This is a genomic window from Azospirillaceae bacterium, from assembly GCA_028283825.1.
GTDB lineage: Bacteria > Pseudomonadota > Alphaproteobacteria > Azospirillales > Azospirillaceae > Nitrospirillum.
This window is the reverse complement of record JAPWJW010000001.1, coordinates 1,391,030-1,415,871: the sequence shown is the minus strand read 5'-3', so window position 1 is coordinate 1,415,871 and position 24,842 is coordinate 1,391,030. Positions and strand designations below refer to the sequence as shown.

The following is a 24,842-nucleotide window of genomic DNA, read 5'->3' as shown; positions in this document are numbered from 1 at the left end:
CGGGCCCTCAGGCCACGGCCGGCGCCGCCAGGGGATCCAGCCCCGCCGCCCGCAACAGGGCGGCGGTGTCGAACAGGGACAGGCCCACGACGTTGCTGTGCGAGCCGACCAGCCCGCGTGCGAACAGGGCGGCGCGGCCCTGGATGGCATAGCCGCCGGCCTTGCCCACGCCTTCGCCCAGGGCGATGTAGGCGTCGATCTCGACCCGGCTCAGTTTCTTGAAGACCACGGCGGTCTGCACCACGCGGGTGCGGGCCTTGCCCTTGGCGTCGATGACGCACAGCCCGCCAAAAACGCGGTGGCGCCGGCCGGACAGCAGGTCCAGGCAATGGCGCACATCGTCCGCACTTTCGGCCTTGGGCAGGATGCGGCGGCCGCAACCCACCACCGTGTCGGCGGCCAGCACGATGGCGCCGGGACTGCGCGCGGCCACTACCTCCGCCTTGGCCCGGGCCAGGCGCAACGCGTGATGGGCCGGCAGTTCATCAGCCAGCGGCGTTTCGTCGATGTCGGCTGGATCAATGCCGGTCGGCGTCAGCCCGATCTGGGCCAGCAGTTCCCGGCGTCGCGGCGAACTGGACGCCAGCACCAGCGGCGGGACCTGTCGCGGCGTCTGCTCGATCCCTGCCGCCTGCACGTTCACCATCACCGTTCCACTTACTTGAAGCGGAAGGTGATGCGACCCTTGGTCAGGTCGTAAGGCGTCATTTCGACGTTGACCCGGTCACCGGCCAGCACGCGGATGCGGTTCTTGCGCATCTTGCCGGAGGTGTGAGCCAGCACTTCGTGTTCGTTATCGAGCTTAACGCGGAACATCGCGTTCGGCAGCAGTTCAGTGACCGTGCCGGAGAACTCGATCAGATCCTCCTTGGCCATAACTTCCTTTCAGGAAAAAACAGGTGGACTCGCGGGATGGACAATTTCGGCGACATAGGTGATGGCCCGGATCGTCCTGGTCAAGTGTTTTCCAGGCGGAACCAGGGCTGCAGCGGCCGGTTTCCCCGCACTGTGGCCTTCCCACACCTTAAAAGTGGGTATGGACGCCCGGGCTTGCACGCGGCATCGGGGCTAAGACAACCGGCCGCCATCAGCCGCCGGGCGACGGCGGTTTCTTCTTGGGCTGGTCCATCGCCTTGGCCTGATCCGCCACCTGGCGATCACGCCACAGCCAGGGCGGTTCCACCCGGCCGCCCCACATGCCCGTCCGGTAACTCATGGCCCGGATCTGAAGGCGGTAATAATCGACCGACAACTCCTCATAGGCCAGGGCCCAGCCGACCCGCACCATGACGGCGGCCACGTCGCGGCCGTCATCCAGCTTGCACACCGCCAGGCGCTTCTGCTTGGCCGGACTTTCCTTGGTGGTGCAATGGACGATCTGGTCCTTCACCAGGGCCTGCAATTCCTTGGTGGCCTGGGCGAAACAGTCGTATTCCGTGCCGCGGCGATTCTTGCAGGTCTGGCCGGGATCGGGCGCGTCGATGGCGTAGAGCTTCACCTCGCCGCCATTGACCACCAGCGTGTCGCCCTCCGTCGCCTCGGCATGGCCTTCGATGACATCGCCGCCGCCGCCGACGGGCGGGGGGGCCGCCGCAAGGGTGTGCTGCGCCGGCAGGGCCAGCAGGCCGGCGATGATCGCCATGAGGAATGGGTGCCATCTCATGCCGCCAGTGTAGCAGCCTCGCCCCCACGCGCCTACCTGACCGACAGGTGCGCAGCCCCCTGATGGATGGGTTGCGGGAAAGCCCGCCGCCGCCCATCATCGCCCCTTTTTTGGCACAGACATGCGTCACGCATGGGATCGTCCCGGTCGCGGCTGTTGCCGTGCCGGGGCCGGATGGACTATCCCCTGCCCCCGCTCCACCTCTTATCGTTAGGCACGTTCCCATGACCCCTTCCCCCACGCTCGCCCGATTGGACCTGGTCACCCTGCTGGATGACATCGCGGCCCTGGCGGTGGAGGCGGGTTTCGCCACTTTGCCCTTCTATGAAGGTGACAACGGCGCCACGACCAAGGCCGACGGCAGCCCCGTCACCCTGGCCGACCACGCGGCCGAGGCCATCATCCTGCCCGGCCTGGCCCGCCTGACGCCGACCATCCCGGCCGTCTCGGAAGAGGCGGCGGAACGGGGTGAGATTCCGGCGGTGGCCGCCCGCCAGCCCTTCTGGCTGGTCGACCCGCTGGACGGCACCAAGGAATTCATCAAGCGCAATGGCGAGTTCACGGTGAACATCGCCCTGGTGGACCAGGGGCAACCCCTGCTGGGCGTGGTCTACGCCCCCGCCAGCCAGGAACTGTTCGCCGGCACCCTGGCGCCCAAGCCCCTGGCCTGGCGCCAGCGCGGCCAAGGCCCCCGCGACTCCATCACCTGCCGCCCGCAGCCGCGCGAGGGCATCACCGTCGTCTCCTCCCGCTCGCACGCCAACGACACGGCGCTGGCGGACTATCTAAAGCCCTATTCCGTGGCGTCCACGCTGGCCTGCGGCAGCTCGGTGAAATTCTGCCGCATCGCCGAGGGGACGGCCGACCTGTACCCTCGCTTCGGACCGACCTGTGAGTGGGATACGGCGGCGGGCCACGCCGTTCTGCTGGCCGCGGGCGGTGGCATGACCACCCCGGAAGGCGACCCCTTCCGCTATGGCAAGGCGGGTTTCCGCAACGGCGCCTTCATCGCCCACGGGAAGTGAGCCGGGTCTCTTCCCACCCTGCCCTTTTGAGTAAACCTTAGAGCTAATAGACCCCCTGGCCGGCCCCTCGCAGACTACCTACATCTTGTTGATATGCAGGTGGATTTAGACGAGGGAGCCTTCGCCCATGCTCTTGGCCAACCTGTTCCGGTCCCTCATCAAGACCGGGCACATGACACTTATCGATGCCCACGGCCGCCGGTATGAATTCGGCCGGCCGGATCCAACCGGCCTGACGGCAGGCAGCACCGCCGATGGCGGGCCCGCCAGCTACGGCCCCATCACCATCCGCCTGACCGACCCGGCCCTGCATTGGCAGATCGCCCTGGCCCCCCGCCTCTACGCCGGGGAGGCCTATATGGACGGCACCCTGGTGATGGAGGAGGGCAGCATCTACGACCTGCTGGCCCTGGTCACCCGCAACAGCGGCTGGCAGCACATCAGCTGGGCCGACAAGCTCGTGGGGCCCATCGAAGCGCTGGCCCGATACGCCCAGCAGTTCAACCCGGCGCAGCGCGCCAAGGACAATGTCGCCCATCATTACGACCTGTCCGGCAAACTCTATTCCCTGTTCCTGGACAGCGACCGCCAATATTCCTGCGCCTACTTCCCCACGCCGGAAACGACGCTGGAGGAGGCGCAGAGCCTGAAGAAGCGGCACATCATCGCCAAGCTGCTGCTGGAACCCGGCATGCGGGTGCTGGACATCGGCTGCGGCTGGGGCGGCATGGCGCTGGAGATCGCCCGGCAGGTGCCCGACGCCCAGATCATGGGCATCACCCTGTCGCAGGAGCAGCTGGCCGTGGCCCGCGCCCGGGCGGAAGAGGCCGGCCTGGGCCACCGCGTCAAGTTCGAGCTGGTGGACTATCGCCACCTGAAGGGCCAGGGCTACGGCGGCCATTTCGACCGCATCGTCTCCGTCGGCATGTTCGAGCATGTGGGCCTGCCCCACTACGCCGAATATTTCAGCACCGTGCGTGACCTGATGACACCCGAGGGCGTGGCCCTGATCCATTCCATCGGCCGGCTGGACGGGCCCGGCACCACCAACCCCTGGATCCGCAAGTACATCTTCCCCGGCGGCTACGTCCCGGCCCTGTCGGAGGTGATGCCGGTGGTGGAGAAGACCGGCATCGTCACCACCGACATCGAAATCCTGCGCCTGCATTATGCCGAGACGCTGCGCGCCTGGCGCCATCGCTTCCTGACCAAGGCGGACGAGGCGGCGGCGCTATACGATGAGCGCTTCGTGCGCATGTGGGAATTCTACCTGGCGGGGTCGGAATGCGCCTTCCGCTACCAGGGGCACATGGTGTTCCAGATCCAGCTGTCGAACTCCCTGACCGCCGTGCCGCAAACGCGCGATTATATCCACAAGGCGGAAGAGGTCATGGCGCCCCGCGTCCAGGCCCCGTCCATGGTGGCGGAATAACGAAGAATCAGGAACTTAGGGCGTGGGTGTCGGGGCGGCACCCACCCTTATCCCCACGATTATCCCCCTGTGGATAGAATCCATCCGCATGTTGCACTTGCGGCGCGGCCACCCACCCGTTATTGCTCCGCGCCCCCGCTGCTAAACTGAGCCCCATGGATACCAAGTTGACCGAACCGGCCACCCCCAACGGTGGGCTGCCCTACCGCACGCCGCCCCATAACCTGGAGGCGGAGCAGGCGCTGCTGGGTGCGGCCCTGGTCAACAACAAGGCCCTGGAAAAGGTCGCGGAATTCCTGCGGCCGGAGCATTTCTTCGACCCCGCCAACGGCCGCGTCTTCGCCGCCGTCATGAAGATGGTGGAACGCGGGCAGATCGCCAACCCGCTGACCCTGAAGGCCTATTTCGAGCAGGACGCCGACCTGAAGGAAATCGGCGGCACCGGCTATCTGGCCCGCCTGGCCGCCGGCATCGTCACCGTGACCAATGCCGAGGATTACGGTCGCATCATCCATGACGGTTACCTGCGCCGGCAGTTGATCGACGTGGGCGAAGACATGGTCAACGCCGCCTACAAGCACGATTTGGACATCGGCGCCAACGACCAGATCGAAGAGGCGGAAAAGAAGCTGTTCGACCTGGCCTCCACCGGTGACGCGCAGGGCGGCTTCGTGCCGTTCGAGCGCTCGCTGAAGGCGGCGATCGAGATGGCGGAGGCGGCCTACAAGCGGTCCAGCCACGTCACCGGCGTCACCACCGGCTTACGCGACCTGGACGGCAAGCTGGGCGGCCTGCACCCCTCGGACCTCATCATCCTGGCCGGCCGCCCCTCCATGGGTAAGACGGCGCTGGCCACCAACATCGCCTTCAACGCCGCCCGCGCCCACATGAAATCCACCGGCAAGGAAGGCGCCCCCGTCGGCTTCTTCTCGCTGGAAATGTCGGCCGAGCAGCTGGCCACCCGTATCCTGGCCGACGAGGCCGAGGTCAGCGGCGACAAGATCCGCCGTGGCGAGATCCACGGCAGCGACTTCCCCCGCTTCATCGAGGCCAGCAACTATATCTCCAAGGTGCCGTTCTTCGTGGACGACACGCCGGCATTGTCCATCACCGCCGTGCGCACCCGCGCCCGCCGGCTGAAGCGCACCCACGGCCTGGGCATGATCGTGGTCGACTACCTTCAGCTGCTGCGCGGCGGCGGGATCAACAAGGCCGACAACCGCGTGCAGGAAATCTCCGAGATCACCCGGGGCCTGAAGGCCATCGCCAAGGAGCTGGACCTGCCGGTGATCGCCCTGTCGCAGCTGTCGCGTCAGGTGGAAAACCGCGAGGACAAACGGCCGCAGCTGTCGGACCTGCGCGAATCGGGCTCCATCGAGCAGGACGCCGACGTCGTCATGTTCGTCTATCGTGAGCAGTACTATCTGGAGCGCGCTGAACCCGCCCGCCGGCCGGAAGAGGCGGAGGACAAGTTCAACGACCGCTACCAGCGCTGGCAGCAACGGCTGGAAGAGGTGCACGACACGGCGGAGGCCATCATCGCCAAGCAGCGTCACGGCCCCGTGGGCACCGTTCGCCTGCACTTCCACGGCGAATTCACCCGCTTCTCCGACCTCGACACCCATCATGCTCTCGCCGGCGCGGGTGGCGACGACTATTGAGGACCGGGTGATGCGCATGCCAAGCGTGGCCCCCGCCGGGGCCGGCGCCGTCCTGGCCATCGACCTGGACGCCATCGCCGGCAACTGGCGGCGGCTGCGCGACCATGCCCAACGGGCCGGCCATGCCGTGGCGTGCGCCGCCGCCGTCAAGGCCGATGGCTATGGCCTGGGCGCCGTGCCGGTGGCCCAGGCCCTGGCGCAGGCGGGCTGCACCAGCTTCTTCGTCGCCAACCTGGACGAGGCGGTGGTCTTGCGCCAGGCCCTGCCCGACCAACGCATCCTGGTGCTGCATGGCGCCCTGCCGGGCACGGAGCGCGACCTGGCCGCCCACGGCCTGACGCCGGTCCTGAACACGCCGGGCGACATCGCCCGCTGGGGGTCATATGCAGCCGCGCTGGGGCGGCCCCTGCCCGCCCTGGTCCACATCGACACCGGCATGAACCGCCTGGGCCTGGAGGTGCGGGACGTCGATGCCCTGGCCGCCGCGCCATCGCTGCTGGACGGCTTGGACATCCAGGGATGGATGAGCCACCTGGCCAGCGCCGACGTGGCCGGCGACGGCTTCGCGCTGGAACAGGATGCGCGGCTGCGCGGCCATTTGGCCCGCCTGCCCCGGGCGCCGGTCAGCCTGGCTGCCTCCTCCGGTATTTTCCGCGACGACCGGTTGCTGCACGACATGGTGCGGCCGGGCGCGGCGCTGTACGGCATCAACCCGACGCCGGAAGCCGACAACCCCATGGCGCCGGTGGTGCGCCTGCTGGGCCGGGTATTGCAGGTGCGCGACGTGGCGGCCGGGGCCAGCGTCGGCTACGGCGCCACCTACCACACGCCGCATGCGGCCCGCCTGGCCACCATCGCCGCGGGCTACGCCGACGGCTATCCCTGGGCCCTGGGCAGTTCCGGTCATGTCGTCATCGCCGGCGTGCGCGCCCCGGTGGTGGGCCGCATTTCCATGGATCTGCTGACCGTGGATGTCAGCCGCGTGCCGCCGGCCGCCCTGGAGGGCGAGACGTTCGCGGAGCTGATCGGCCCCGGCCGCCCCCTGGATGATCTGGCGGCGGATGCCGGCACCATAGGCTATGAAATATTAACAGGGCTTGGCCGCCGGTATCACCGCGTGTATCAGGGGTCATGATTTGGGTGCGCCGCAAACAGATGCGCGGCGCCGGGGCGTACAAGGCCCAGGATGTTTGGCATGATTGAGGAGCGGAGCGGATGGGGTTCTTGAGCGGGATCGGCCGGGCCACCTTGGTGTTCCTGGCCGCCACCGGGCGGTTGGCCCTGTTCACGGCGCGCGGCCTGTCGCATTGCGTGCGCCCGCCCTACTATCCCCGCCTGATCCTGCGCCAGATGCGGGAGATCGGCTACAATTCCCTGCCCGTGGTCGGCCTGACGGCGCTGTTCACCGGCATGGTGCTGGCGCTGCAAAGCTATAACGGCTTCGCGCGCTTCAACGCGTCCAGCGCCATCGCCACGGTGGTGGTCCTGTCCATCACCCGTGAGTTGGGCCCCGTCATGGCGGGCCTGATGGTGGCGGGCCGCGTGGGTGCCGCCATGGCGGCCGAGATCGGCACCATGCGGGTGACGGAACAGGTGGACGCGCTGAGCACCCTGTCCACCAACCCTTACAAATACCTGGTGGCGCCGCGCATCCTGGCCGGCACCCTGATGCTGCCCTGCCTGGTGCTGGTGGCCGACATCATCGGCGTCTTCGGCGGTTATGTCGTCAGCATCTACCGCCTGGGCTTCAACCCGTCCTCCTACCTCAGCAGCACGGTGCAGTACCTGCAGACCATCGACGTGGTCTCGGGCCTGGTGAAGGCGGCGGCCTTCGGCTTCATCATCTCGCTGATGGGCTGCTACAACGGCTATCACTCCAAGGGCGGCGCCCAGGGCGTGGGTGCGGCCACGACGCACGCCGTCGTCTCCGCCTCCATCATGATCCTGATGATCAACTACCTGCTGACGGGGCTGTTCTTCTCATGAGCACTGAAACCCCCAAGATCGAACTCATCGGCGTCAAGAAGGCCTTCGGTTCCAAGAAGGTGCTGGACGGCCTGGACCTGACGGTCGCCAAGGGCGAGTCGGTGGTGATCATCGGCGGCTCGGGCACCGGCAAGTCGGTGATGCTGAAATCCATCCTGGGCCTGCTGCGCCCCGATGCGGGCACCATCAAGGTGGACGGCGAGGAGACCACCCACATCGGCGGCCGCGCGCGCGAGCGGGTGATGAGCAAGTTCGGCATGCTGTTCCAGGGGGCAGCATTGTTCGACAGCCTGCCCGTCTGGCAGAACGTGGCCTTCGGCCTGATCCAGGGCCAGGGCATGAAGCGGGCGCAGGCCCGTGAGATCGCCATCGAGAAGCTGGCCGCCGTTGGCCTCGGCCCCGACGTCGCCAACCTGTCGCCGGCCGAACTGTCCGGCGGCATGCAGAAGCGCGTGGGCCTGGCCCGCGCCATCGCCACCACGCCGGAAATCATCTTCTTCGATGAGCCGACCACCGGCCTGGACCCGATCATGGCCGACGTCATCAACGACCTGATCGTGAAGTGCGTGCGCGACCTGGGCGCCACCGCGCTGACCATCACCCACGACATGGCCAGCGCCCGCAAGATCTCCGACCGCATCGGCATGCTGTACGAGGGCCGGCTGATCTGGCAGGGCCCGACCGACACCATCGACACCAGCGGCAACCCTTACGTCGACCAGTTCATTCACGGCCGGGCCGAAGGCCCCATCCAGATGCAGGTGAAGCTGGGGTGATGGGTTAGCGGGGGTTCAGGCCGCGACCGGCCGCCCCCATCCTGCCGGCACCATGTGCGACGGCAGTTCACGGTATTCCGGATCATCATCCGACACCGCGTCCTGGCCCACGGCCCAGGCATAGGCCGTTTCCATGTCGGAAAACGCCCGCAGTTCATGGCCGGGGATGAACAGCCGCGCCAGGTTCAGCAAGAAACGCAGACCGGTATTATGGCTGACCACAGCCGCGCGGCCGCCGCGACGGCCGCACAGCGCGCGCTCCAGCGTGTGCCCCATACGGCGAATGGCATCCGGACCGATGTTGCCGACATGCAGCCGCAAGTCCGTCACGCTGTTCCAGGTGACGATATCGGCATTCCACGCCAGCACTTCCTCGACGTAATCGGCAATGGTTTCGCCGGACACGTCGTCGACGACAAGAACACAAACCATTCTTGCCGAAGGAATCAATTTATATTGAATTTTAAACATTTCCGCTCTGCCACCGGAAACGACGACGGTGGCAGGGATATCATGCCCATTTCTTTATAGGCATGCCGATTTTACCGGTCACAATTTCAAAAACCGGCACGCCCGCGTACCGGAGTAGCGGGAATGCCCCATCAATACTGTGGGCATCGCCCCGGATCAGAGGCGGAACCGTTCACTTGTCAATCGACGTCGGCGGCTTCATCCGGGGAAATGGCGCGAAAATCTGCACGGTTGTACCTCTGTCCGCGTTTTACGGTGAAGACCACGCTGCGCAGGTTGGCAACGTCCGTCGACGGATCCTTGGCCACGAACACCAGGTTGGCCAGCTTGCCCGCCGCCACCGTACCCATGCGGGATTCCAGGTTCAGGGCGCGAGCGCCCATCTGCGTCCCGGCCTGGATGGCGGCCAGCGGCGTGAAGCCGGCGTCGCGCACCAGCAGCTCCAGTTCCTCATGCAGGGCGGGATAACCATCGGCGGCCGGCGTCTCCCCATCCGTGCCGGCACTGATGGCAATGCCGGCCGCATGCGCCTGGCGCGTGATGCGCGCGGCCAGTTCGCCCGGGCAGTAGGAGCCTGGCGGGTTGGGTTTGCCGGCCCATTCCTTGTCGCCCTCCACATAGACGCGCACGGTGGCGTCCAGCACAGTGCCATGGCGCTTCATGGCATCGAACAGGCCAGACAGCACCGGGTCATGGTCGCCGATGCGGGCTGATTCGACCGGTGCCCGGTGATGATACTGCTGCGGCTTCACCGGCAGCGCCTGGTAGGCCAGCATGCAGGCGTGGGACAGCACGTCGACACCGGCCTCGATCTCCTCCGCCGGGGTGGCGGGGAAGACCATGGCATGGGCCCAGACGCGGAAGCCCTGGGCGTGCGCCTCCCGCATGATGCCGGTGACCAGGTCGGCCGGCAGGTTGGCGTAGATCTTGATGCCGCTGGCCCCGGTGCCGCGTGCCAACGCCACGGCCACCTTCAGGTCGGTTTCAGGACTGATGGCCTGCATCCACGGCACCTGCCCCGCCACCGCCCCTTGGGCCGATGCCTGGGTGCGCGGGTCCTGGAAGAAGCTGGGTCCCGCCATCAGCGCCGCGTAATAGATATCGGGTGCGGGAATGTCGCCCAGCAGGGCGGCGCGCGACAGGTCGGCCAATGCCCGGGTATCGCCCGCCATGTCGCGTTCGACCGTCACCCCGCTGAAGACGGCACGGCGCAGCAAGGCCTCCTCCGCCCGCCGGTTGGGCTGGGTCGCCAGGTGGACGTGGGTGTCGATCAGGCCCGGCAGGACGTAAAGGCCGCCCGTGTCCACCACGGCCGCCCCCTTGGCCAAATCCGCCGGCACCTGACCCACGGGCGCCACCAGCACGATGTCCGCCCCCCGGGTCACCACCGCCATGCCGGACCGGGGGGCCGCCCCCGTGCCGTCGATCAGCGTGGCGCCACGGTAGATCACCACCGGGGGCGCCTTCGCCTCCTCCGCCCCGGCGTGAGCGCCGGCCAGGCACGTGAGGATGGCGGCAGAGGACAACAGGCGGGCGGCCCAGCGGCAAAGAACGGTCAGGATCAAGGCGGTGGCATCCGGTTGGTGGGATCGGTTCCAATGACTGTGCGGGGGCGCTCCGGCGCTGTCAATTTGAGGTTCCACCTGTGGTGGTCACGGCAACACCCTGTCGTGCATCCGGCACGCCCCTACCCCCTAAATCTAGTGGGTACTATCCCGGTGCCGGGGTGGCGGTTCGGCGGGCGAAACTGCTATGGTGGCATCCTGCCCTTGTCCCCTCAGGAATAGCCCCTTGGCCCGCAATACCAACCGTTACGTCTGCCAGAGCTGCGGCACCGCCCACCCCAAGTGGAACGGCCGCTGTGAGGGCTGCGGCGCCTGGAACACGCTGGTCGAGGAGATGGCACCGGAAGCGGCGCCTAAGGGCCTGGGCAACAAGGTCCAGGGCCGCCGGCTGGAGTTCGTGCAGTTGTCCGGCGTGTCGGAACAGGCGCCGCGCCGCATGACCCGCATCCAGGAATTCGACCGGGTGTGCGGCGGCGGCCTGGTCCATGGCTCGGCCCTGCTGGTGGGCGGCGATCCCGGCATCGGCAAATCCACCCTGCTGCTGCAGGTCATCTGCCGCCTGGCCCAGGACACCCCCTGCGCCTACATCTCCGGTGAAGAGGCGGTGGACCAGGTGCGCATGCGGGCCCTGCGCCTGGGCCTGGCCGACGCGCCGGTGGATCTGGCGGCCGCCACCAACGTGCGCGACATCGTGGCCTCGCTGGACACGACCGACGGCCCGCGCGTGGCGGTGATCGATAGTATCCAGACCATGTTCGTGGACACGCTGGACAGCGCGCCGGGCACGGTGGCCCAGGTGCGCGCCTCCGCCTCCGAACTGATCCGCGTGGCCAAGCGTCGGGGCGTCACCCTGCTGATCGTGGGCCATGTCACCAAGGACGGCCAGATCGCCGGCCCCCGCGTGCTGGAGCACATGGTGGACACGGTGCTGTATTTCGAAGGCGAGCGCGGGCACCAGTTCCGCATCCTGCGCGCGGTGAAGAACCGCTTCGGCGCCACCGATGAGATCGGCGTGTTCGAAATGGGGGAGGACGGCCTGCGCGAGGTCGCCAACCCGTCGGAGATTTTCCTGGCGGAGCGCCGGGGCGACACCACCGGCACGGCCGTCTTCGCCGGCATGGAAGGTACCCGCCCCGTGCTGATGGAGGTGCAGGCCCTGGTGGCCCCGTCGCCGCTGGGAACACCGCGCCGGGCCGTGGTGGGATGGGACACGGCGCGCCTGGCCATGGTGATGGCGGTGCTAGAGGCGCGCTGCGGCCTCGCCATCGGGGCCAACGACGTGTATCTGAACGTCGCTGGCGGCCTGAAGGTGACGGAGCCGGCGGCGGATTTGGCGGTGGCGGCGGCACTCGTCTCCTCCCTCACGGGGGAACCGGTGCCGTCCGACGCCGTGGTTTACGGGGAGATCGGGTTGTCGGGGGAGATCCGGGCGGTGAGCCAGAGTGAGACGCGGCTGAAGGAGGCGGCGAAGCTGGGCTTCGGCACCGCCCTGGTGCCCAGCCGGCGCAAGGCCGGCGGCGAGGACACGTTGCGCCGGATCGAGCTGCAGCACCTGTCCGACCTGCTGCCCCTGTTCCAGCCGGCGCAGGCCCAGCCGGGCAAACCCAAGGCCGCCAGCGGCGGGCGGGGCTGATCCACCATGGACATCAACGGTCTGAACCCCCTGGACATCGGCGTCGTCGTCATCATCGTGCTGTCGGCCCTGCTGGCCTTCGCGCGCGGCTTCGTGCGCGAGGTGCTGTCGATCGGCGCCTGGGTCGGGGCCGCCCTGGTCACGCTGTATGCCTTCCCCCTGGTCAAACCCTTCGTGCGCGCCCATATCGAGCGGCAGATGATCGCCGACGGTGTCGCCATCATCGCCCTGTTCGTCGTGGCCCTGCTGGTGTTGCAGATGGTCTGCCACAGCTTGGCCGGCCGCGTCAGCGACAGCGCCCTGTCGGCCATCGACCGGTCGCTGGGCTTCGGCTTCGGGGTGGTGCGGGGTGCCGTTCTCGTCAGCCTGGCCTACATGCTGATGGGCTACATCTGGCCGGACAACAAACCCGACTGGCTGCGCGACGCGCGCACCCGGCCGGGTCTGGAGGCCGGTGCCGACATGCTGCGCGGGTTGGCCCCGGCCGATTTGCGCCAGCAAGGTGAAGGACATATTGACGCAGCCCGGCAGGAAGCCGAGCGTGCCCTGGCCGCCAAACAGGATTTGGACAGGCTTCAGACCCCGGCGATCACCCCTGCGGTGAACGCGGGTGCGAAGCCGGGTGAACAGGGCTATAACGACCGCGAACGCACGGGCCTCGATCAACTGATCGAGAACACCGTGGACAAGAGGAAGCCGGAGTAACAGCCGGCCCCTCGAAAAACGGACCGCAACGTTACAACCTCGCGCGAAAGGCGCCCGGTGACCTTCATGCTGACCACGAACCCCTTCGACGACGACAAGTTGCGCGAGGAATGCGGCGTCTTTGGCATTCTCGGGCCTGTGGACGCGGCAGCCCTGGTCGCCCTGGGCCTGCATGCATTGCAACACCGCGGCCAGGAATCGGCCGGCATCGTCTCTTTCGACGGTGAACATTTCGCCGTGCACCGCGCGTTGGGCAACGTCGGCGACAACTTCAATTCCGAAGCGGTGATGCGCCCCCTGAAGGGCAACGCCGCCATCGGCCACGTCCGCTACGCCACCACCGGCGACACCGCCCTGCGCAACGTGCAGCCGCTGTTCGCCGACTTTGAATTCGGCGGCTTCGGCCTGGCGCACAACGGCAACCTGACCAACGCCATGACGCTGCGCCGCCAGTTGGTGCGCCGCGGCTGCCTGTTCCAGTCCACCACCGATACCGAGGTCATCGTCCACCTGATGGCGATCGCCCGTGGCGGCAGCGTCATCGACCGCATGGTGGAAGCCCTGCGCCAGGTGGAGGGTGCCTACTCCCTGGTCGCCATGGCCAAGGACCAGATCATCGGCGTGCGCGACCCGCGCGGCGTCCGCCCGCTGGTGCTGGGCATGCTGGGCGACGCGCCCGTGCTGGCGTCCGAGACCTGCGCCCTGGACATCATCGGCGCCGAGTTCGTGCGTGACATCGAACCGGGTGAGATGGTGGTGCTGACGTCCTCGGGCGTGCAGAGCCTGCGCCCCTTCCAGCCGGAAAAGAGCCGCTTCTGCATCTTCGAGTACATCTACTTCGCCCGCCCCGACAGCCTGGTCGAGGGTTCCAGCGTCTACAAGGTGCGCAAGGCCATCGGTGAGCAGCTGGCCATCGAAAGCCATGTCGATGCCGACCTGATCATCCCGGTGCCGGACAGCGGCGTGCCGGCGGCCCTGGGCTATGCAGAGCGCAGCAAGATCCCGTTCGAGCTGGGCATCATCCGCAACCACTATGTCGGCCGCACCTTCATCCAGCCGACGGACAAGATCCGCCATCTGGGCGTGAAGTTGAAGCACAACGCCAACCGCCACTACATCGAGGGCAAGCGCGTCATCCTGGTGGATGACAGCATCGTGCGCGGCACCACCTCGGTGAAGATCGTGGAAATGATGCGCGCCGCCGGCGCCAAGGAGGTGCACATGCGCATCTCCAGCCCGCCGACCCGCCATTCCTGCTTCTACGGCATCGACACGCCGGAGAAGGAAAAGCTGCTGGCGCACAAGCTGACGGTCGAGGATATGAACCGCTACATCGGTTCCGACAGCCTGGCCTTCATCTCCAACGACGGCCTGTACAAGGCGCTGGGCCATGCCGGCCGCGATACGGCCAATCCGCAGTACTGCGACGCCTGCTTCACCGGCGACTACCCCATCGCCCTGACCGACTATGACGGCGCCCCCGGCGGCGAAGTGGCCTTCCTGGCCGAACGCCGCGCCTGAGCCTCGGCACATAGCCTGCAAAATCGAACGCCCCCGGGAAGCCATTCCCGGGGGCGTTTCGATTCCCGCCATCCTCCGCCACGGCCCCGCCGCAAGCCGCCTTAATCGTCCGTCACCGGGCTTATGGGCGGGTCCGCCGGACGGCGCGGCAGGCCTTTGCCCAGGTGCCAGTCCAAAGACCTCATGTCCGCCGGCAAGGCATCCCGGCCGGCCGCCCAAGCGTAGCCTTGGCGCATGTCCGAAAAATAACGTAGGTCATATCCCCGGATGTAAACACGGGCCAAATTGACCATGAATTGCTGGCCCGCGTTGTAGCTGACGACTGCCACCCGACCAGCCCTCTTTTCCAAGGTCCGCTCTAGCGGACCCTTGCCGCTTTTCTCATTGGTCAGGCGGGCGAGACGTTCCAATGCTGAGTGGTGGATGTTTCCAATGAAAGATCGAAGATCGATCAGGAAATTCCACGACTGGATGTTTTCAGTACTGATAATGACTTTCCTGAGATGATCCGCTATTTCATTGCCGTCTATATCCCCACTATAGATAATGCAGATCAATCGCGAATCAGGAAAAAGCCGGTAATCAGCCCTATGCATCGTACTTCCTGCCGGGATAGGCGTGGGCCCCGGCATCCTGTCTAAAGCAGGTTGGACGTTGCGATCAGTCCACGGAGCCCTATTCTCTATCGGTTCTTAATGAAACTTTTACCTGAGCGGGCGTACCGCTTCAGGCGTTGTTTTTTCGTGTGCCCGCTCGCAGGGGATTTTAGGCCCGCCCCATCGCGTTTGGCGAACCCTGGGGCCCGTGGACCATCGTCGGTACGCCCCTCAAGCCCAACGGGAAATCCCAAGGGCAAAAGCGGCGGCGCCGCCGTGCTCACCGGGCGCATGGTCGCAGCGATGTCAGTTAGCCGCCCCGGCGACGGTTCCATAAAACGTGCACATAGCGCCCCAGGACGTCATCCCCACGACGTCCGGACACTGGCATCCCCCGCGTGCCCCATGACGGTTAGGAGTGGTCAAGGAGTGTTCCGACTGAACGCGAGATTGAACATGGCACTTTTTTTCGTGCCATTGAAGCATAAAATACCGTGCACCCGTATTTCTCGCTTTGCCGGTTTGCGCCTGTCCTTAGGTGCAATGTCCGGGCCCCATCCCGTGACCGGGATGCACAGCCTGCCATGACCGGACTGAAGGATAGGCTGCGCCGGGTCCGTGAATACCTTGGGGAAACCCAGAAAAGCATGTCCGCCCGCTTCGCCCTTGGTGTGAACACATGGCAGGGTTATGAGCGTTTGGGCAAGCTGCCCAAAGGGGAGACCCTGGCGCGGCTGCTGGAACTGGATATCTCGGTGGATTGGCTGCTGACCGGCCAGGGCGACATGCGCCTGGGCGGCATGCGGGCCACCGTGGACGCCACGCTGCTGGGTCAGATCATCGACGGCGTGCTGCCCCTGCACCAGGCCGACGGAACGCCACCCGGCCAGGGGATGATCATCAGCCGCATCTATGAGCGGCTGGTCGCCATCCAGGATGACCGCGAACGCCGCGGCGCCCTGCGCTATGCCCTGGATGAGATGCAGGAGGAGATGCGGCACCAGGACGGCAAGGCCGCCCCGCATACCTGAAAGGAGAATACCGGCGGCGTGGGGCTTGGCCTCATGCCGCTGCCGGCAACATCAGGTGGGCGTCGGCTTGACCGCGACGATGGGCGGCAGGGCCGTCACCCCCAGGCCCAGTATGCGCAGCGCCGCCTCGTCCCGCGGCTTGTTGGGCCCACCGGTCTGGCGCAACTGGTTCAGGTCGATCCCAGTGGCCTGGCGCACCCGCTCCACCACCTCGGGCGGGGCCTCGGGGCCGGCGCTGAAGTCGAACTGCGCCTCCGGCGTCACCAGCCGCTTAGGTGCGGCCGCCAGCCACCAGATGCAGGGGCCGGCGCACGGGCCGTCGATGATGACGGTCATCCCATGGTCCATGATGGTCTGGGTCAGGTCGGCCGCCGCCTGCACATCGCTGCCGCCGCGGGACCACACCACGAAAGTCCGGGCATCCACGGCGTCGATGCGGGCCATGGCATCCTTCAGCATGCTGGTCTTGGCATCGCCATGGGCGCAAACCAGCTTGTCGCCGCCCACCCCGACGCCGGCGCCCTTGCCGCCGGGCTTGTGGCCATAACTCCAGCAATTCAGCACCTGCTGGATCACCGGGTCCGTCTCCCCCGGGCGGGCGGGCGGCAGGAAATCGGCACGCGCGGCCGGGGCCGACGCCAACGCCAGCAGCAGGCCCAGGAGGGGGGCGAAACGGGAGAAGAAGGCCATCGCGGGAACGTCCAGGCAGCGGGAACGGAATCGAACTTATATGGGACCGGCGCGCTTGTTTCCAACGCCCAAGCACCGCCCTTCCCCTCCAAGTGCGGGGAACGTACCTCACACGTGCGATCAGGCGCCGGCCAGCGCGGGGCCCGACTGCACCACCACGGCCCCCTTGCGGCCCAACGCCTTGGCCAGGCTGTCCAGGCGCCGTTGCACGGCGTCCCCGTCCAGCATCGCGGCATCGCGGGGCAGCAGCAGGGTCAGGCTGTCGGCCGTCAGGCGCAGGGCCGTGCGTTGCAGCAGGGTGGCGGCCCCACCGGTCAGGGTGTGGGCCAGCCGCAGCGCCAGGCCCACGATCAGGGCGCGGCTCAACTGCGCCTCCGACAGCAGGGTGCGGGTCAGGCCCAGGGGCTGCCCCTCCATCGTGCCGGAATACCGCACGTAGGAGGCCAGCGCCAGGAAGGTGCGTTCCGCGTGGTCGGCGCCGGCGAAGGGCATGCGCAGCACACGCAGGTAGGCATGCTCCGCCCGGTAATCGGGATGTTCCGACCAGCCCAGGTCGGACAGCAGGCAGGCGGCCGTCCGCAGGCGGCCGGCGGCATCGTCCTCACCGGCGAACAGGGGCGCCGTCCACTGCGTCAAGGTCTCGGCCTCACCGAAGCGGCCCAGCCGTTCCGCCACCTGGGCACAGCTGTCGATCAGCGGGTCGCGCCGCCGTTCTTCCGCCGACAGGCGGTCGAACAGGAAGCCCTCACGCAGGCCGTAGGCGGAGAACACCACGTTGGACGGCTGCACCGTGCGCAGCAGGCGTTCCATCACCAGGGCGCCCAGGGGCAAGGTGTCCAGCCGGCGACGGGACACGCCGGGCATCTTTTCCAGCGACGCCTTGCTCTGCCGCGCCACCAGGCCGGCGAAATCGGCCATGGCGCGGGCATCGACCACGTAGTGGTGGATGATGTGCAGCGGGTGGCCCGTCTGCTCCATATGCATCTTGGCCAGGGCGCGCCAGCCGCCGCCCACGGGATGGAAGTCCCGGCCCTTGCCGGCCATGGCCCAGGGCAGCTTGGCCAGTTGGGTGTCGATCAGCTTGGCGACGGCGCCAGGCTTGCCGTCCGTCGCCTCCATCAGGCGCAGCGGGCCCAACGGCAGGGTGGCCTGACGGCCAATGACACCGTGGTCCAGGGTCACCAGTTCCAGACTGCCGCCGCCCAAATCACCCATCAGGCCGTCGGCGCCGGGGGTGCCCGACAGCACGCCCATGGCGGACAGCCGCGCCTCCTCCTCCCCCGCCAGGACGGTGACGGGGAAGCCGGTCAGCGCCTCGACATCCGCCACGAACTTGGCACCGTCCTTGGCGTCGCGCACGGCGGCGGTGGCCAGGATGTCCACCCGGCCCACCTGCATGCCTTCGATCAAGCGACCGAAGCGGGCCAGGTTGGACAGGGCCAGCTTCACGCCCTCGGCATGCAGCTTGCCCGTCTTCTCCACCGACCGGCCCAGGCCGCACATCACCTTCTCATTGAAGACGGCGATGGGCGAGCGTTCCAGGCGATCATAGACCACCACCCGCATGGAGTTGGAACCGATGTCGATGACCGCCAGCCGGTCGGGGCCGATGTGGCGGTCGGGCGCGGGTCGGTCGAACTTGACGGGCATGGGCATCCGGTGTCGGTAGACTAAAAAGGATCAGTCGGCGCGCTTGGCCGCCTTGGCGGCCTTCAGTAACAGCTTTGCCGGCCCCTTGGCATCAGTCACGGCACTGCTGCCCCGGCCCGACAGGCTGGGGTTGGTCATGAAGAAGGTGTGGGCGTTGAACGCGCCCAGCGGGGCCTCGACACGATGATACTCGCCATCGGGGCTCAGTCGCCAGCTTTGCGCCTCATCCTTCAGGTTGGCGACCATGATCTGGTCCATCACCTGGCGGTGGCAGGACGGCGTCTCGATCGGCACCAGCGTTTCGATGCGGCGGTCCAGGTTGCGGGGCATCCAGTCGGCGGAGGAGATGAACACCTTGGCGCCCGGATGCGGCAGGCCCACGCCGTTGCCAAAACAGATGACGCGGCCATGCTCCAGGAAGCGGCCGACGATGCTTTTCACCCGGATGTTTTCCGACAGGCCCTTGACCCCCGGCCGCAGGCAGCAGATGCCGCGGATGATCATGTCAATGCTCACCCCCTGCTGCGACGCCTCATACAGCTTGTCGATGATGCGGGCATCGACCAGGGAATTCAGCTTTACCCAGATCTGGGCCGGGCGGCCGGCATGGGCGTGCGCGATCTCCGCATCGATCAGGCTGACCAGCCGGTCGCGCAGGCCGATAGGGGCGATGGCGATCTTCTCCAGCGCCTTGGGCGTGGCATAGCCGGTCATGTAGTTGAACATGTGCGCGGCGTCGTGGACCAGCGCCGGGTCGCAGGTGAAGAAGCTGAGGTCGGTGTAAATCTTGGCGGTGATGGGGTGGTAGTTGCCCGTGCCGAAATGCACGTAGGACCGCAGGCCCTTCTGCTCCCGCCGCACCACCAGCGACACCTTGGCGTGGGTCTTGAGGTCGACGAAGCCGTAGACCACCTGCACGCCCGCGCGCTCCAGGTCGCGCGCCCAGCGGATGTTGGCCTCCTCATCGAAGCGGGCCTTCAGTTCCACCATGGCGGTGACGCTCTTGCCCGCCTCCGCCGCCTCGATCAAGGCCGCGACGATGGGGGAGTTCTTCGAGGTGCGGTACAGCGTCTGCTTGATGGCCAGGACCGCCGGGTCCAGCGCCGCCTGGCGCAGGAACTGCACCACCACGTCGAAGCTTTCGAACGGGTGGTGGACGATGATGTCCTTGTGGCGGATGGCGGCGAAGCAATCGCCACCGAAATCACGGATGCGTTCCGGGAAACGGGCGTTGTAGGGCTGGAACAGCAGGTCGGGCCGTTCGTCGATGATCAGCTGTTTGACTTCCGCCAGGCCGATCAGGCCGTCCAGCACGAAGACGTCGTCGGTGGGCACGTGCAGTTGGCCCGCCAGGAAGTCGCGCAGTTCACGCGACATGCCGGCGTTGACGCACAACTGGATGACGCTGCCCCGGCGGCGGCGCTTCAGCGCGGATTCGAAGGTGCGGACCAGATCTTCGGATTCTTCCTCGATTTCGATGTCGCTGTCGCGCAGCACGCGGAAGAAGCCGTGGCCCTTCAGGGCGAAGGGCGGGAACAACCGGTCGATGAACAGCAACACCAGCTCTTCCAGCAGGATGAAGCGCACATCGTTGCCGGGCAGGCGCACGAAGCGGTCCAGCTGCGCCGGCAGCAGCACCAGGGCATCCAGGTGGGTGTTGCGCTCCGGATCGAACAGTTGGACGGCCAGGGAGTAGCCGGAGTTGGCGATGAAGGGGAACGGATGGGCCGGGTCGACGGCGATGGGCGTCAGCACCGGGAAGATGTCGTCCAGGAACTTCGCTTCCAGCCAGTCGGTCTCCGACGGGGTCAGCTCCTCCGGATCGATGGCGGCGATACCGGCCTTGGCCAGATCCGCGCGCATCATCAGCCAGCAGGCCTGCTGTTCCCGCATCAGGTCGGCCGCGCGGGCGTTGATGGCGGCCAGCTGCTGCGCCGGGGTCAGATTGTCGTCCGACGCCGTCGCCACGCCTGCGGCCACCTGCGCCTTCAGGCCGGCGACGCGGACGGTATAGAACTCATCCAGGTTGTTGGCGGAGATGGACAGGAAGCGCAGACGCTCCAGCAGCGGGTGCTGGGTGTTGTACGTCTCCTCCACCACGCGCCGGTTAAAGGCCAGCCACGACAGTTCGCGGTTGATGAACCGGTCCGGCGAGGTCATATCGATGGGCGCGGTCTCGATATCGTGGACGGGGGCTTCCAGCGCCGTGGACATGGTGGCCTCTTTCACAGCATTAGGGTCGGGCCGATCAGCATACGCCGCCAACGTTACGGTTTCAGGTTTGGCGATCATCCGTTCCGTATCCCCCGCCTTTCCCGCGTCACCCGACGCGGTGGGGGCACTTGAAGCGGGGGACGGGCCGCGTTCCATCCCGGGGGATGTCTCGTGAAAACCCTGTTCCTGCTCCGTCATATGAAATCCTCCTGGGACGACGATACGGTCCCCGACCATGAGCGCCCGCTGTCGGCGCGGGGTGAACGCTCGCTTGCGACCATGGCGGACTATTTGGCCCGTCGCAAGGGTGGAGCGCCCGGGGGACAGTTGATGCCCGACCTGATCCTGTGCTCAACGGCCGCCCGGACCCGGGCGACGCTGGCGGGCCTGCTGCCCCTATGGCGGGAGCCCCCACCCATGAGCGTCGATCGCGCCTTTTATATGGCCGGGGCGCCCCAGTTGATGGCCCGCCTGCGCGGCCTGCCCGACACCGTGGGCACCGTCCTGCTGATCGGCCACAATCCCGGGCTGGAGGATTTGGCCCTGCATCTGGCCGGTCCCGAGGACACCGCCCTTCGCGCACGCGTCATGGACAAATACCCCACGGGCGCCCTGGTCCGGCTGGACTTCACCGGTGAACCGTGGGTCGACCTGGCCGCCGGCACCGGCCATCTGGCGGAGTTCACCACACCGCGCGACCTGGGCGCGTCCTGATCGGGACCAGACTTCTCAAACAGGCAAAAATCGTTTTCGCTAAAGTTGTATAAATTAAGAAACAGCCCTCGCCACAAAAAGGCGCGAACTTTAAAGAGAGCCCGCGTCAAAAAAGTAGATGGCGATCACTGCACCCTGGAAATACCTGGCATTTTAGCCTTTCCGGCAGTCCAGGGTAAGGAAACCGATTCCATCATTTTATACAATCCATAGGTTGCACATTGCCTGTGCACGTCGATGCCTGAGATTTCGCCAGTGCTACGCCTTTCGATTAGCGTCAGCGTTGTCATAAGGGGCAGGCCAATAACGGCAGGTCATTGGAAATTAACAATTTATTAATACCCCTTACAAAGGTTCGATCACTCGGCACACCTTTTGCGAGAGCGAAACAATGCAGGGTGGCTCGCCGCACTGCACAAAAGCCAAACAAGAGGTGGGGGAGCCGAATGGACAACAGCCTGATCGACCTGACGAAGAACGTCCTGGACGTGGCCAGCCAGAAGGTGTCCGTGATTGAGGACATCAACCGCACCACCAAGATGCTGGCCTTCAACGCCCTGATCGAGGCCGGGCGCGCCGGCGACGCCGGCCGCGGCTTCGCCGTCGTCGCCAACGAGGTCAATTCCATCTCCCAGCGCGTCAGCGTCGTGGCGGGGGAATTGCGGAACGAGATCGGGCAACTGGTCGATCGCATGACCACGGTGGGCGAGGATTTGATGATCCGCTTCCGGGGCCAGCGCCTGGCCGACCTGGCGCTGAACAGCATCGATATCATCGACCGCAACCTTTATGAGCGGTCGTGCGATGTGCGCTGGTGGGCCACCGACAGCGCCGTGGTCAATTGCCTGCAGGCCCCCTCCCCCGACGCCAACCGCCATGCGGGCGAACGGCTGAACGTCATCCTGCAGAGCTATACCGTCTACCTGGACCTGTGGGTGGCCGACCGCACCGGCCGCGTCATTGCAACCGGCCGCCCTGATCGCTTCCCCCATGCCATCGGCACCAACGTCGCCAACGAGCCCTGGTTCATCGACGCGCTGCGCACCCGCGACGGCGGCGACTTCGCGGTGGAGGATGTCAGCCAGAAACCTATGCTTGAGAACCGGACGGTGGCCACGTACTCCACCGCTGTGCGCCGGGACGGCACGCAGGATGGCGAGGTGCTGGGTGCCTTGGGCATCTTCTTCGACTGGGCGCCGCAGGCCCACGCGGTGGTCACCGGCGTGCGGCTGGAAACCTCGGAACGGGCCAATACCCGCTGCCTGCTGCTGGACGCCGCCGGCCGCATCATCGCGTCCAGCGATGGCCGGGGTGAACTGACGGAAAACTTCCATCTGGCCAACCGCGACCAGCCCATGGGCCATTACATCGACCGCCACGGCCGCCTGATCGGCTTCGCCCGCACGCCGGGGTATGAGACCTATCGCGGGCTGGGCTGGTACGGCGTCCTGGTGCACAACCCGCCCGGCCAGGGTTAAGCCGGGCCGCGGCGCGGTCAGGGTAAGCCATGAGTCGGCCCATCCGGGCCGGCTCATTCGCCTCCACCTGTGTGGTCAAGTTGACGCGGCACAGAAAGGTTGCGCGTCAATACGAATATCAGTAAGAAAAATTAAGAATTGTTCGCACTTTGGCATTCGTTCGCCTTACTGCGCGTTCCCCTCGGCGAGGTCGCAGGATAAGCGGCAGTCGCACTCGCGTTGGAAGCCTGGCTTTGCGTCGAAACCCCGTCAGCCTGTTCATGGACAACCGCGGCGCCCTGGTCGATTACGCCAGCGGGATCGTGGGCAACCGCGCCCATGCCGAAGACTTGGTCCAGGAGGCCTGGCTGCGTTTCGACAAGGCATCCCACGGCAGTTTCCTCGACGAACCGCTGGGCTACCTCTACCGCATCGTGCGCAATCTGGCGTTCGACGGCCGTCGGCGGATGCGGCGTGAACACGAAATCCTGGGCGACGGCAGCCTGGATGCCGCCGCCGAGATCTCCCCCGACGATTTTCCATCCCCGGAAGCCGTCGCCCTGCACAAGGACGAATTCGACCTGCTGAAGGCGGCGATGGCGGAACTGCCGGAGCGCACCCGCATCGCCCTGGAAATGCACCGCTTCGGCGAATGCACCCTGAAGGAAATCGCGGCCTTCCTCGGCATCTCCCTGCCCATGGCGCATGTCCTGGTGTCCAACGGCGTCCAGCACTGCAAACGGCGCCTGGGCCGGCGATAGGGGCGAGTCGCCGATTTCCTTCCCCAAGAACGTGAAACCGGCTTAGAAAACAGCAAACCGGATACGTTTAATGAATAGGGGCCAAATGCGGGCGCGCCGCGATCAACTTGACCCCACACCACCGCGGACCGAAGAAAAGGCATGATCGCAGGATCGGGGACAGCACCAATCGACGCGTCGCAGGCGGCGACGGACTGGCTGATCCGGTTGCAGGACGATCCCGACAATCCCGCCTTGCGCCGCCGGTTCGAGGCCTGGCTGGCGGCCTCGCCGGCCCACGCGGCCGCTTGGGCCACAACCCAGCGCACCTCCCACATGCTCTCCACCGTGCCGCCCTCCCATGACGACCGGTGGGCGCCCTTCGTCGCGGCGATGCGCGCGACACCGCCGACCCGACGTCCGCGTCCGCCTCCGAAAGCCTGGCAGGCCGGCATCGCCCTGGCCGCCGCCGCCTGCCTTGCCTTCCTGGCCGGCCCGACGGCGATGCTCCACCTTCGGGCTGACTACATCACCGGCACCGGGCAGACGCGCACGATCACCCTAGCGGATGGCAGTTCAGTCGCCCTGGCACCGGAAAGCGCCATTTCGGTCACCTATGGCATGGGGGAACGGCGGGTCGACTTGCTGGCCGGGGAGGCCTTCTTCACCGTCAATCACAACCCCGACCGCCCGTTCCGCGTCACGGTCGGCGGCGTCGAGGCGATCGACATTGGTACCGCCTTCGACATTCGCCGCACCGCCGCCGGCGCCACGATCGCCGTGCGGCAAGGCAGCGTCCGCGTCGATGACGCCGCAACCACGGGCCAGGTTTCCGAAACGCTCACGGCGGGCCAATCGCTGCGCATCACCCCTGGCAGCGCGCAACGCGAAACGGCGCCGCCGACGCAGGTGGCCGCCTGGCGCCAGGGCCAGATCATCGCCCAGGACCAGCCGATGCGGGAGATCGTGGACCAGATCCGCCCCTATTATCGCGGCACCATCCTGCTGACGAACCAGCACCTGGCGGGCCGGCCGGTCACAGGCGTCTATAACCTGGCCGATCCCATCGACGCGTTGCGCGGTGTCGCCCAGGCACATGGCGCGACCGTCCACCAAATCACGCCCTGGCTTTTGCTGGTCTCCGGCAACTGAGAGGGCCTTTGACCGCTCAAGGTCAAAGGCCGCCGGCATGAATTCCCCGACCAATGCTTTATTAAAGAAATCGTTATATTTGAAGATTTTGTTAGAAACCCCGCTTTCACCGTCGTTGCGTCAATAGGGGCCCGCGAATGCGTTGCATTCGTATACGTGT

General features: G+C 66.5%; 23 protein-coding genes. 14 read left to right on the top strand and 9 right to left on the bottom strand.

Annotated elements, in window-relative coordinates; all coding sequences use genetic code 11:
* Positions 1–7: 7 nt before the first annotated feature.
* The 3 genes from PW843_05755 to PW843_05745 all read right to left on the bottom strand — a co-directional run bounded on the left by PW843_05755 (position 8) and on the right by PW843_05745 (position 1,642).
* On the bottom strand, positions 8–646 hold the full coding sequence (locus PW843_05755; protein ID MDE1146117.1) for a Maf family protein: 639 nt from the start codon (positions 644–646) through the stop codon (positions 8–10).
* A gap of 11 nt (positions 647–657) precedes the next feature.
* Positions 658–876, bottom strand: a complete 219-nt coding sequence (gene infA / locus PW843_05750) for a translation initiation factor IF-1 (GenBank protein ID MDE1146116.1) — start codon at positions 874–876, stop codon at positions 658–660.
* A gap of 211 nt (positions 877–1,087) precedes the next feature.
* Positions 1,088–1,642, bottom strand: coding sequence for a thermonuclease family protein (locus PW843_05745; protein MDE1146115.1), 555 nt, complete (start codon positions 1,640–1,642; stop codon positions 1,088–1,090).
* Positions 1,643–1,887: 245 nt separating this feature from the next.
* On the opposite strand from PW843_05745, the gene cysQ reads away from it, so the two are divergent.
* The 6 genes from cysQ (at position 1,888) to PW843_05715 (ending at position 8,543) form a co-directional block, all read left to right on the top strand.
* Complete coding sequence (gene cysQ, locus PW843_05740) at positions 1,888–2,688, top strand: 3'(2'),5'-bisphosphate nucleotidase CysQ (GenBank protein MDE1146114.1); 801 nt, start codon at positions 1,888–1,890, stop codon at positions 2,686–2,688.
* Positions 2,689–2,815: 127 nt separating this feature from the next.
* Positions 2,816–4,120, top strand: coding sequence for a cyclopropane-fatty-acyl-phospholipid synthase (locus PW843_05735; protein ID MDE1146113.1), 1,305 nt, complete (start codon positions 2,816–2,818; stop codon positions 4,118–4,120).
* A gap of 155 nt (positions 4,121–4,275) precedes the next feature.
* Positions 4,276–5,781 carry a replicative DNA helicase gene (locus PW843_05730; protein MDE1146112.1) on the top strand — a complete coding sequence of 502 codons (1,506 nt, stop codon included), beginning with the start codon at positions 4,276–4,278 and terminating at the stop codon, positions 5,779–5,781.
* 10 nt (positions 5,782–5,791) lie between these two features.
* Positions 5,792–6,916 carry an alanine racemase gene (gene alr, locus PW843_05725; protein ID MDE1146111.1) on the top strand — a complete coding sequence of 375 codons (1,125 nt, stop codon included), beginning with the start codon at positions 5,792–5,794 and terminating at the stop codon, positions 6,914–6,916.
* An 80-nt stretch (positions 6,917–6,996) separates the two neighbouring features.
* On the top strand, positions 6,997–7,767 hold the full coding sequence (locus PW843_05720; protein ID MDE1146110.1) for an ABC transporter permease: 771 nt from the start codon (positions 6,997–6,999) through the stop codon (positions 7,765–7,767).
* The gene (locus tag PW843_05715; protein MDE1146109.1) at positions 7,764–8,543 is read left to right on the top strand and encodes an ATP-binding cassette domain-containing protein; all 780 of its coding nucleotides are present in this window, start codon (positions 7,764–7,766) and stop codon (positions 8,541–8,543) included. The genes PW843_05720 and PW843_05715 overlap by 4 nt, the downstream gene beginning before the upstream one ends.
* Before the next feature lie 15 nt (positions 8,544–8,558).
* Here PW843_05715 and PW843_05710 read toward each other — a convergent pair whose 3' ends face one another.
* Together PW843_05710 and PW843_05705 are read right to left on the bottom strand one after the other, a co-directional pair.
* Positions 8,559–9,014: a hypothetical protein gene (locus tag PW843_05710; protein ID MDE1146108.1), complete on the bottom strand. Its 456-nt coding sequence runs from the start codon at positions 9,012–9,014 to the stop codon at positions 8,559–8,561.
* 179 nt (positions 9,015–9,193) lie between these two features.
* Positions 9,194–10,579 carry an amidohydrolase family protein gene (locus PW843_05705; protein ID MDE1146107.1) on the bottom strand — a complete coding sequence of 462 codons (1,386 nt, stop codon included), beginning with the start codon at positions 10,577–10,579 and terminating at the stop codon, positions 9,194–9,196.
* A gap of 226 nt (positions 10,580–10,805) precedes the next feature.
* Between PW843_05705 and radA the strand changes: the two genes are divergently transcribed.
* From radA to purF, 3 genes are all read left to right on the top strand, one after another.
* Positions 10,806–12,212 (top strand): DNA repair protein RadA, encoded by a 1,407-nt coding sequence (gene radA, locus PW843_05700; GenBank protein MDE1146106.1) that lies wholly within the window; start codon positions 10,806–10,808, stop codon positions 12,210–12,212.
* A 6-nt stretch (positions 12,213–12,218) separates the two neighbouring features.
* Positions 12,219–12,917: a CvpA family protein gene (locus PW843_05695; GenBank protein ID MDE1146105.1), complete on the top strand. Its 699-nt coding sequence runs from the start codon at positions 12,219–12,221 to the stop codon at positions 12,915–12,917.
* A 66-nt stretch (positions 12,918–12,983) separates the two neighbouring features.
* Positions 12,984–14,438, top strand: a complete 1,455-nt coding sequence (gene purF / locus PW843_05690; GenBank protein MDE1146104.1) for an amidophosphoribosyltransferase — start codon at positions 12,984–12,986, stop codon at positions 14,436–14,438.
* Between the two features lie 101 nt (positions 14,439–14,539).
* Here purF and PW843_05685 read toward each other — a convergent pair whose 3' ends face one another.
* Positions 14,540–15,034 (bottom strand): hypothetical protein, encoded by a 495-nt coding sequence (locus PW843_05685; GenBank protein MDE1146103.1) that lies wholly within the window; start codon positions 15,032–15,034, stop codon positions 14,540–14,542.
* A 584-nt stretch (positions 15,035–15,618) separates the two neighbouring features.
* Between PW843_05685 and PW843_05680 the strand changes: the two genes are divergently transcribed.
* Entirely contained in the window at positions 15,619–16,065 is a 447-nt protein-coding gene (locus PW843_05680) for a hypothetical protein (GenBank protein MDE1146102.1), read from the top strand.
* A 51-nt stretch (positions 16,066–16,116) separates the two neighbouring features.
* On the opposite strand, the gene PW843_05675 is transcribed toward PW843_05680, so the two are convergent.
* The 3 genes from PW843_05675 to PW843_05665 all read right to left on the bottom strand — a co-directional run bounded on the left by PW843_05675 (position 16,117) and on the right by PW843_05665 (position 20,619).
* Positions 16,117–16,755, bottom strand: coding sequence for a hypothetical protein (locus PW843_05675; GenBank protein MDE1146101.1), 639 nt, complete (start codon positions 16,753–16,755; stop codon positions 16,117–16,119).
* 120 nt (positions 16,756–16,875) lie between these two features.
* Complete coding sequence (locus PW843_05670) at positions 16,876–18,405, bottom strand: Ppx/GppA family phosphatase (GenBank protein MDE1146100.1); 1,530 nt, start codon at positions 18,403–18,405, stop codon at positions 16,876–16,878.
* 30 nt (positions 18,406–18,435) lie between these two features.
* Positions 18,436–20,619: an RNA degradosome polyphosphate kinase gene (locus tag PW843_05665; protein ID MDE1146099.1), complete on the bottom strand. Its 2,184-nt coding sequence runs from the start codon at positions 20,617–20,619 to the stop codon at positions 18,436–18,438.
* Positions 20,620–20,949: 330 nt separating this feature from the next.
* Between PW843_05665 and PW843_05660 the strand changes: the two genes are divergently transcribed.
* From PW843_05660 to PW843_05645, 4 genes are all read left to right on the top strand, one after another.
* Complete coding sequence (locus PW843_05660) at positions 20,950–21,333, top strand: histidine phosphatase family protein (GenBank protein MDE1146098.1); 384 nt, start codon at positions 20,950–20,952, stop codon at positions 21,331–21,333.
* A 398-nt stretch (positions 21,334–21,731) separates the two neighbouring features.
* Positions 21,732–22,811, top strand: a complete 1,080-nt coding sequence (locus PW843_05655) for a methyl-accepting chemotaxis protein (GenBank protein ID MDE1146097.1) — start codon at positions 21,732–21,734, stop codon at positions 22,809–22,811.
* A 227-nt stretch (positions 22,812–23,038) separates the two neighbouring features.
* Positions 23,039–23,551 carry a sigma-70 family RNA polymerase sigma factor gene (locus PW843_05650; GenBank protein ID MDE1146096.1) on the top strand — a complete coding sequence of 171 codons (513 nt, stop codon included), beginning with the start codon at positions 23,039–23,041 and terminating at the stop codon, positions 23,549–23,551.
* 141 nt (positions 23,552–23,692) lie between these two features.
* The gene (locus tag PW843_05645) at positions 23,693–24,682 is read left to right on the top strand and encodes a FecR domain-containing protein (GenBank protein MDE1146095.1); all 990 of its coding nucleotides are present in this window, start codon (positions 23,693–23,695) and stop codon (positions 24,680–24,682) included.
* Positions 24,683–24,842: the final 160 nt, after the last annotated feature.

Bases quoted from the DNA above. Each gene is read 5' to 3' on its own strand.
- PW843_05715 (MDE1146109.1), top strand. From the start codon at position 7,764: ATGAGCACTGAAACCCCCAAGATCGAACTCATCGGCGTCAAGAAGGCC.
- alr (MDE1146111.1), top strand. From the start codon at position 5,792: ATGCGCATGCCAAGCGTGGCCCCCGCCGGGGCCGGCGCCGTCCTGGCC.
- PW843_05670 (MDE1146100.1), bottom strand. From the start codon at position 18,405: ATGCCCGTCAAGTTCGACCGACCCGCGCCCGACCGCCACATCGGCCCC.
- PW843_05755 (MDE1146117.1), bottom strand. From the start codon at position 646: ATGGTGAACGTGCAGGCGGCAGGGATCGAGCAGACGCCGCGACAGGTC.
- PW843_05685 (MDE1146103.1), bottom strand. From the start codon at position 15,034: ATGCATAGGGCTGATTACCGGCTTTTTCCTGATTCGCGATTGATCTGC.
- cysQ (MDE1146114.1), top strand. From the start codon at position 1,888: ATGACCCCTTCCCCCACGCTCGCCCGATTGGACCTGGTCACCCTGCTG.
- PW843_05675 (MDE1146101.1), bottom strand. From the start codon at position 16,755: ATGGCCTTCTTCTCCCGTTTCGCCCCCCTCCTGGGCCTGCTGCTGGCG.
- purF (MDE1146104.1), top strand. From the start codon at position 12,984: ATGCTGACCACGAACCCCTTCGACGACGACAAGTTGCGCGAGGAATGC.
- PW843_05720 (MDE1146110.1), top strand. From the start codon at position 6,997: ATGGGGTTCTTGAGCGGGATCGGCCGGGCCACCTTGGTGTTCCTGGCC.
- PW843_05730 (MDE1146112.1), top strand. From the start codon at position 4,276: ATGGATACCAAGTTGACCGAACCGGCCACCCCCAACGGTGGGCTGCCC.
- PW843_05665 (MDE1146099.1), bottom strand. From the start codon at position 20,619: ATGTCCACGGCGCTGGAAGCCCCCGTCCACGATATCGAGACCGCGCCC.
- PW843_05680 (MDE1146102.1), top strand. From the start codon at position 15,619: ATGACCGGACTGAAGGATAGGCTGCGCCGGGTCCGTGAATACCTTGGG.
- PW843_05695 (MDE1146105.1), top strand. From the start codon at position 12,219: ATGGACATCAACGGTCTGAACCCCCTGGACATCGGCGTCGTCGTCATC.
- PW843_05645 (MDE1146095.1), top strand. From the start codon at position 23,693: ATGATCGCAGGATCGGGGACAGCACCAATCGACGCGTCGCAGGCGGCG.
- PW843_05745 (MDE1146115.1), bottom strand. From the start codon at position 1,642: ATGGCGATCATCGCCGGCCTGCTGGCCCTGCCGGCGCAGCACACCCTT.
- PW843_05660 (MDE1146098.1), top strand. From the start codon at position 20,950: ATGCCCGACCTGATCCTGTGCTCAACGGCCGCCCGGACCCGGGCGACG.
- PW843_05710 (MDE1146108.1), bottom strand. From the start codon at position 9,014: ATGTTTAAAATTCAATATAAATTGATTCCTTCGGCAAGAATGGTTTGT.
- PW843_05735 (MDE1146113.1), top strand. From the start codon at position 2,816: ATGCTCTTGGCCAACCTGTTCCGGTCCCTCATCAAGACCGGGCACATG.
- infA (MDE1146116.1), bottom strand. From the start codon at position 876: ATGGCCAAGGAGGATCTGATCGAGTTCTCCGGCACGGTCACTGAACTG.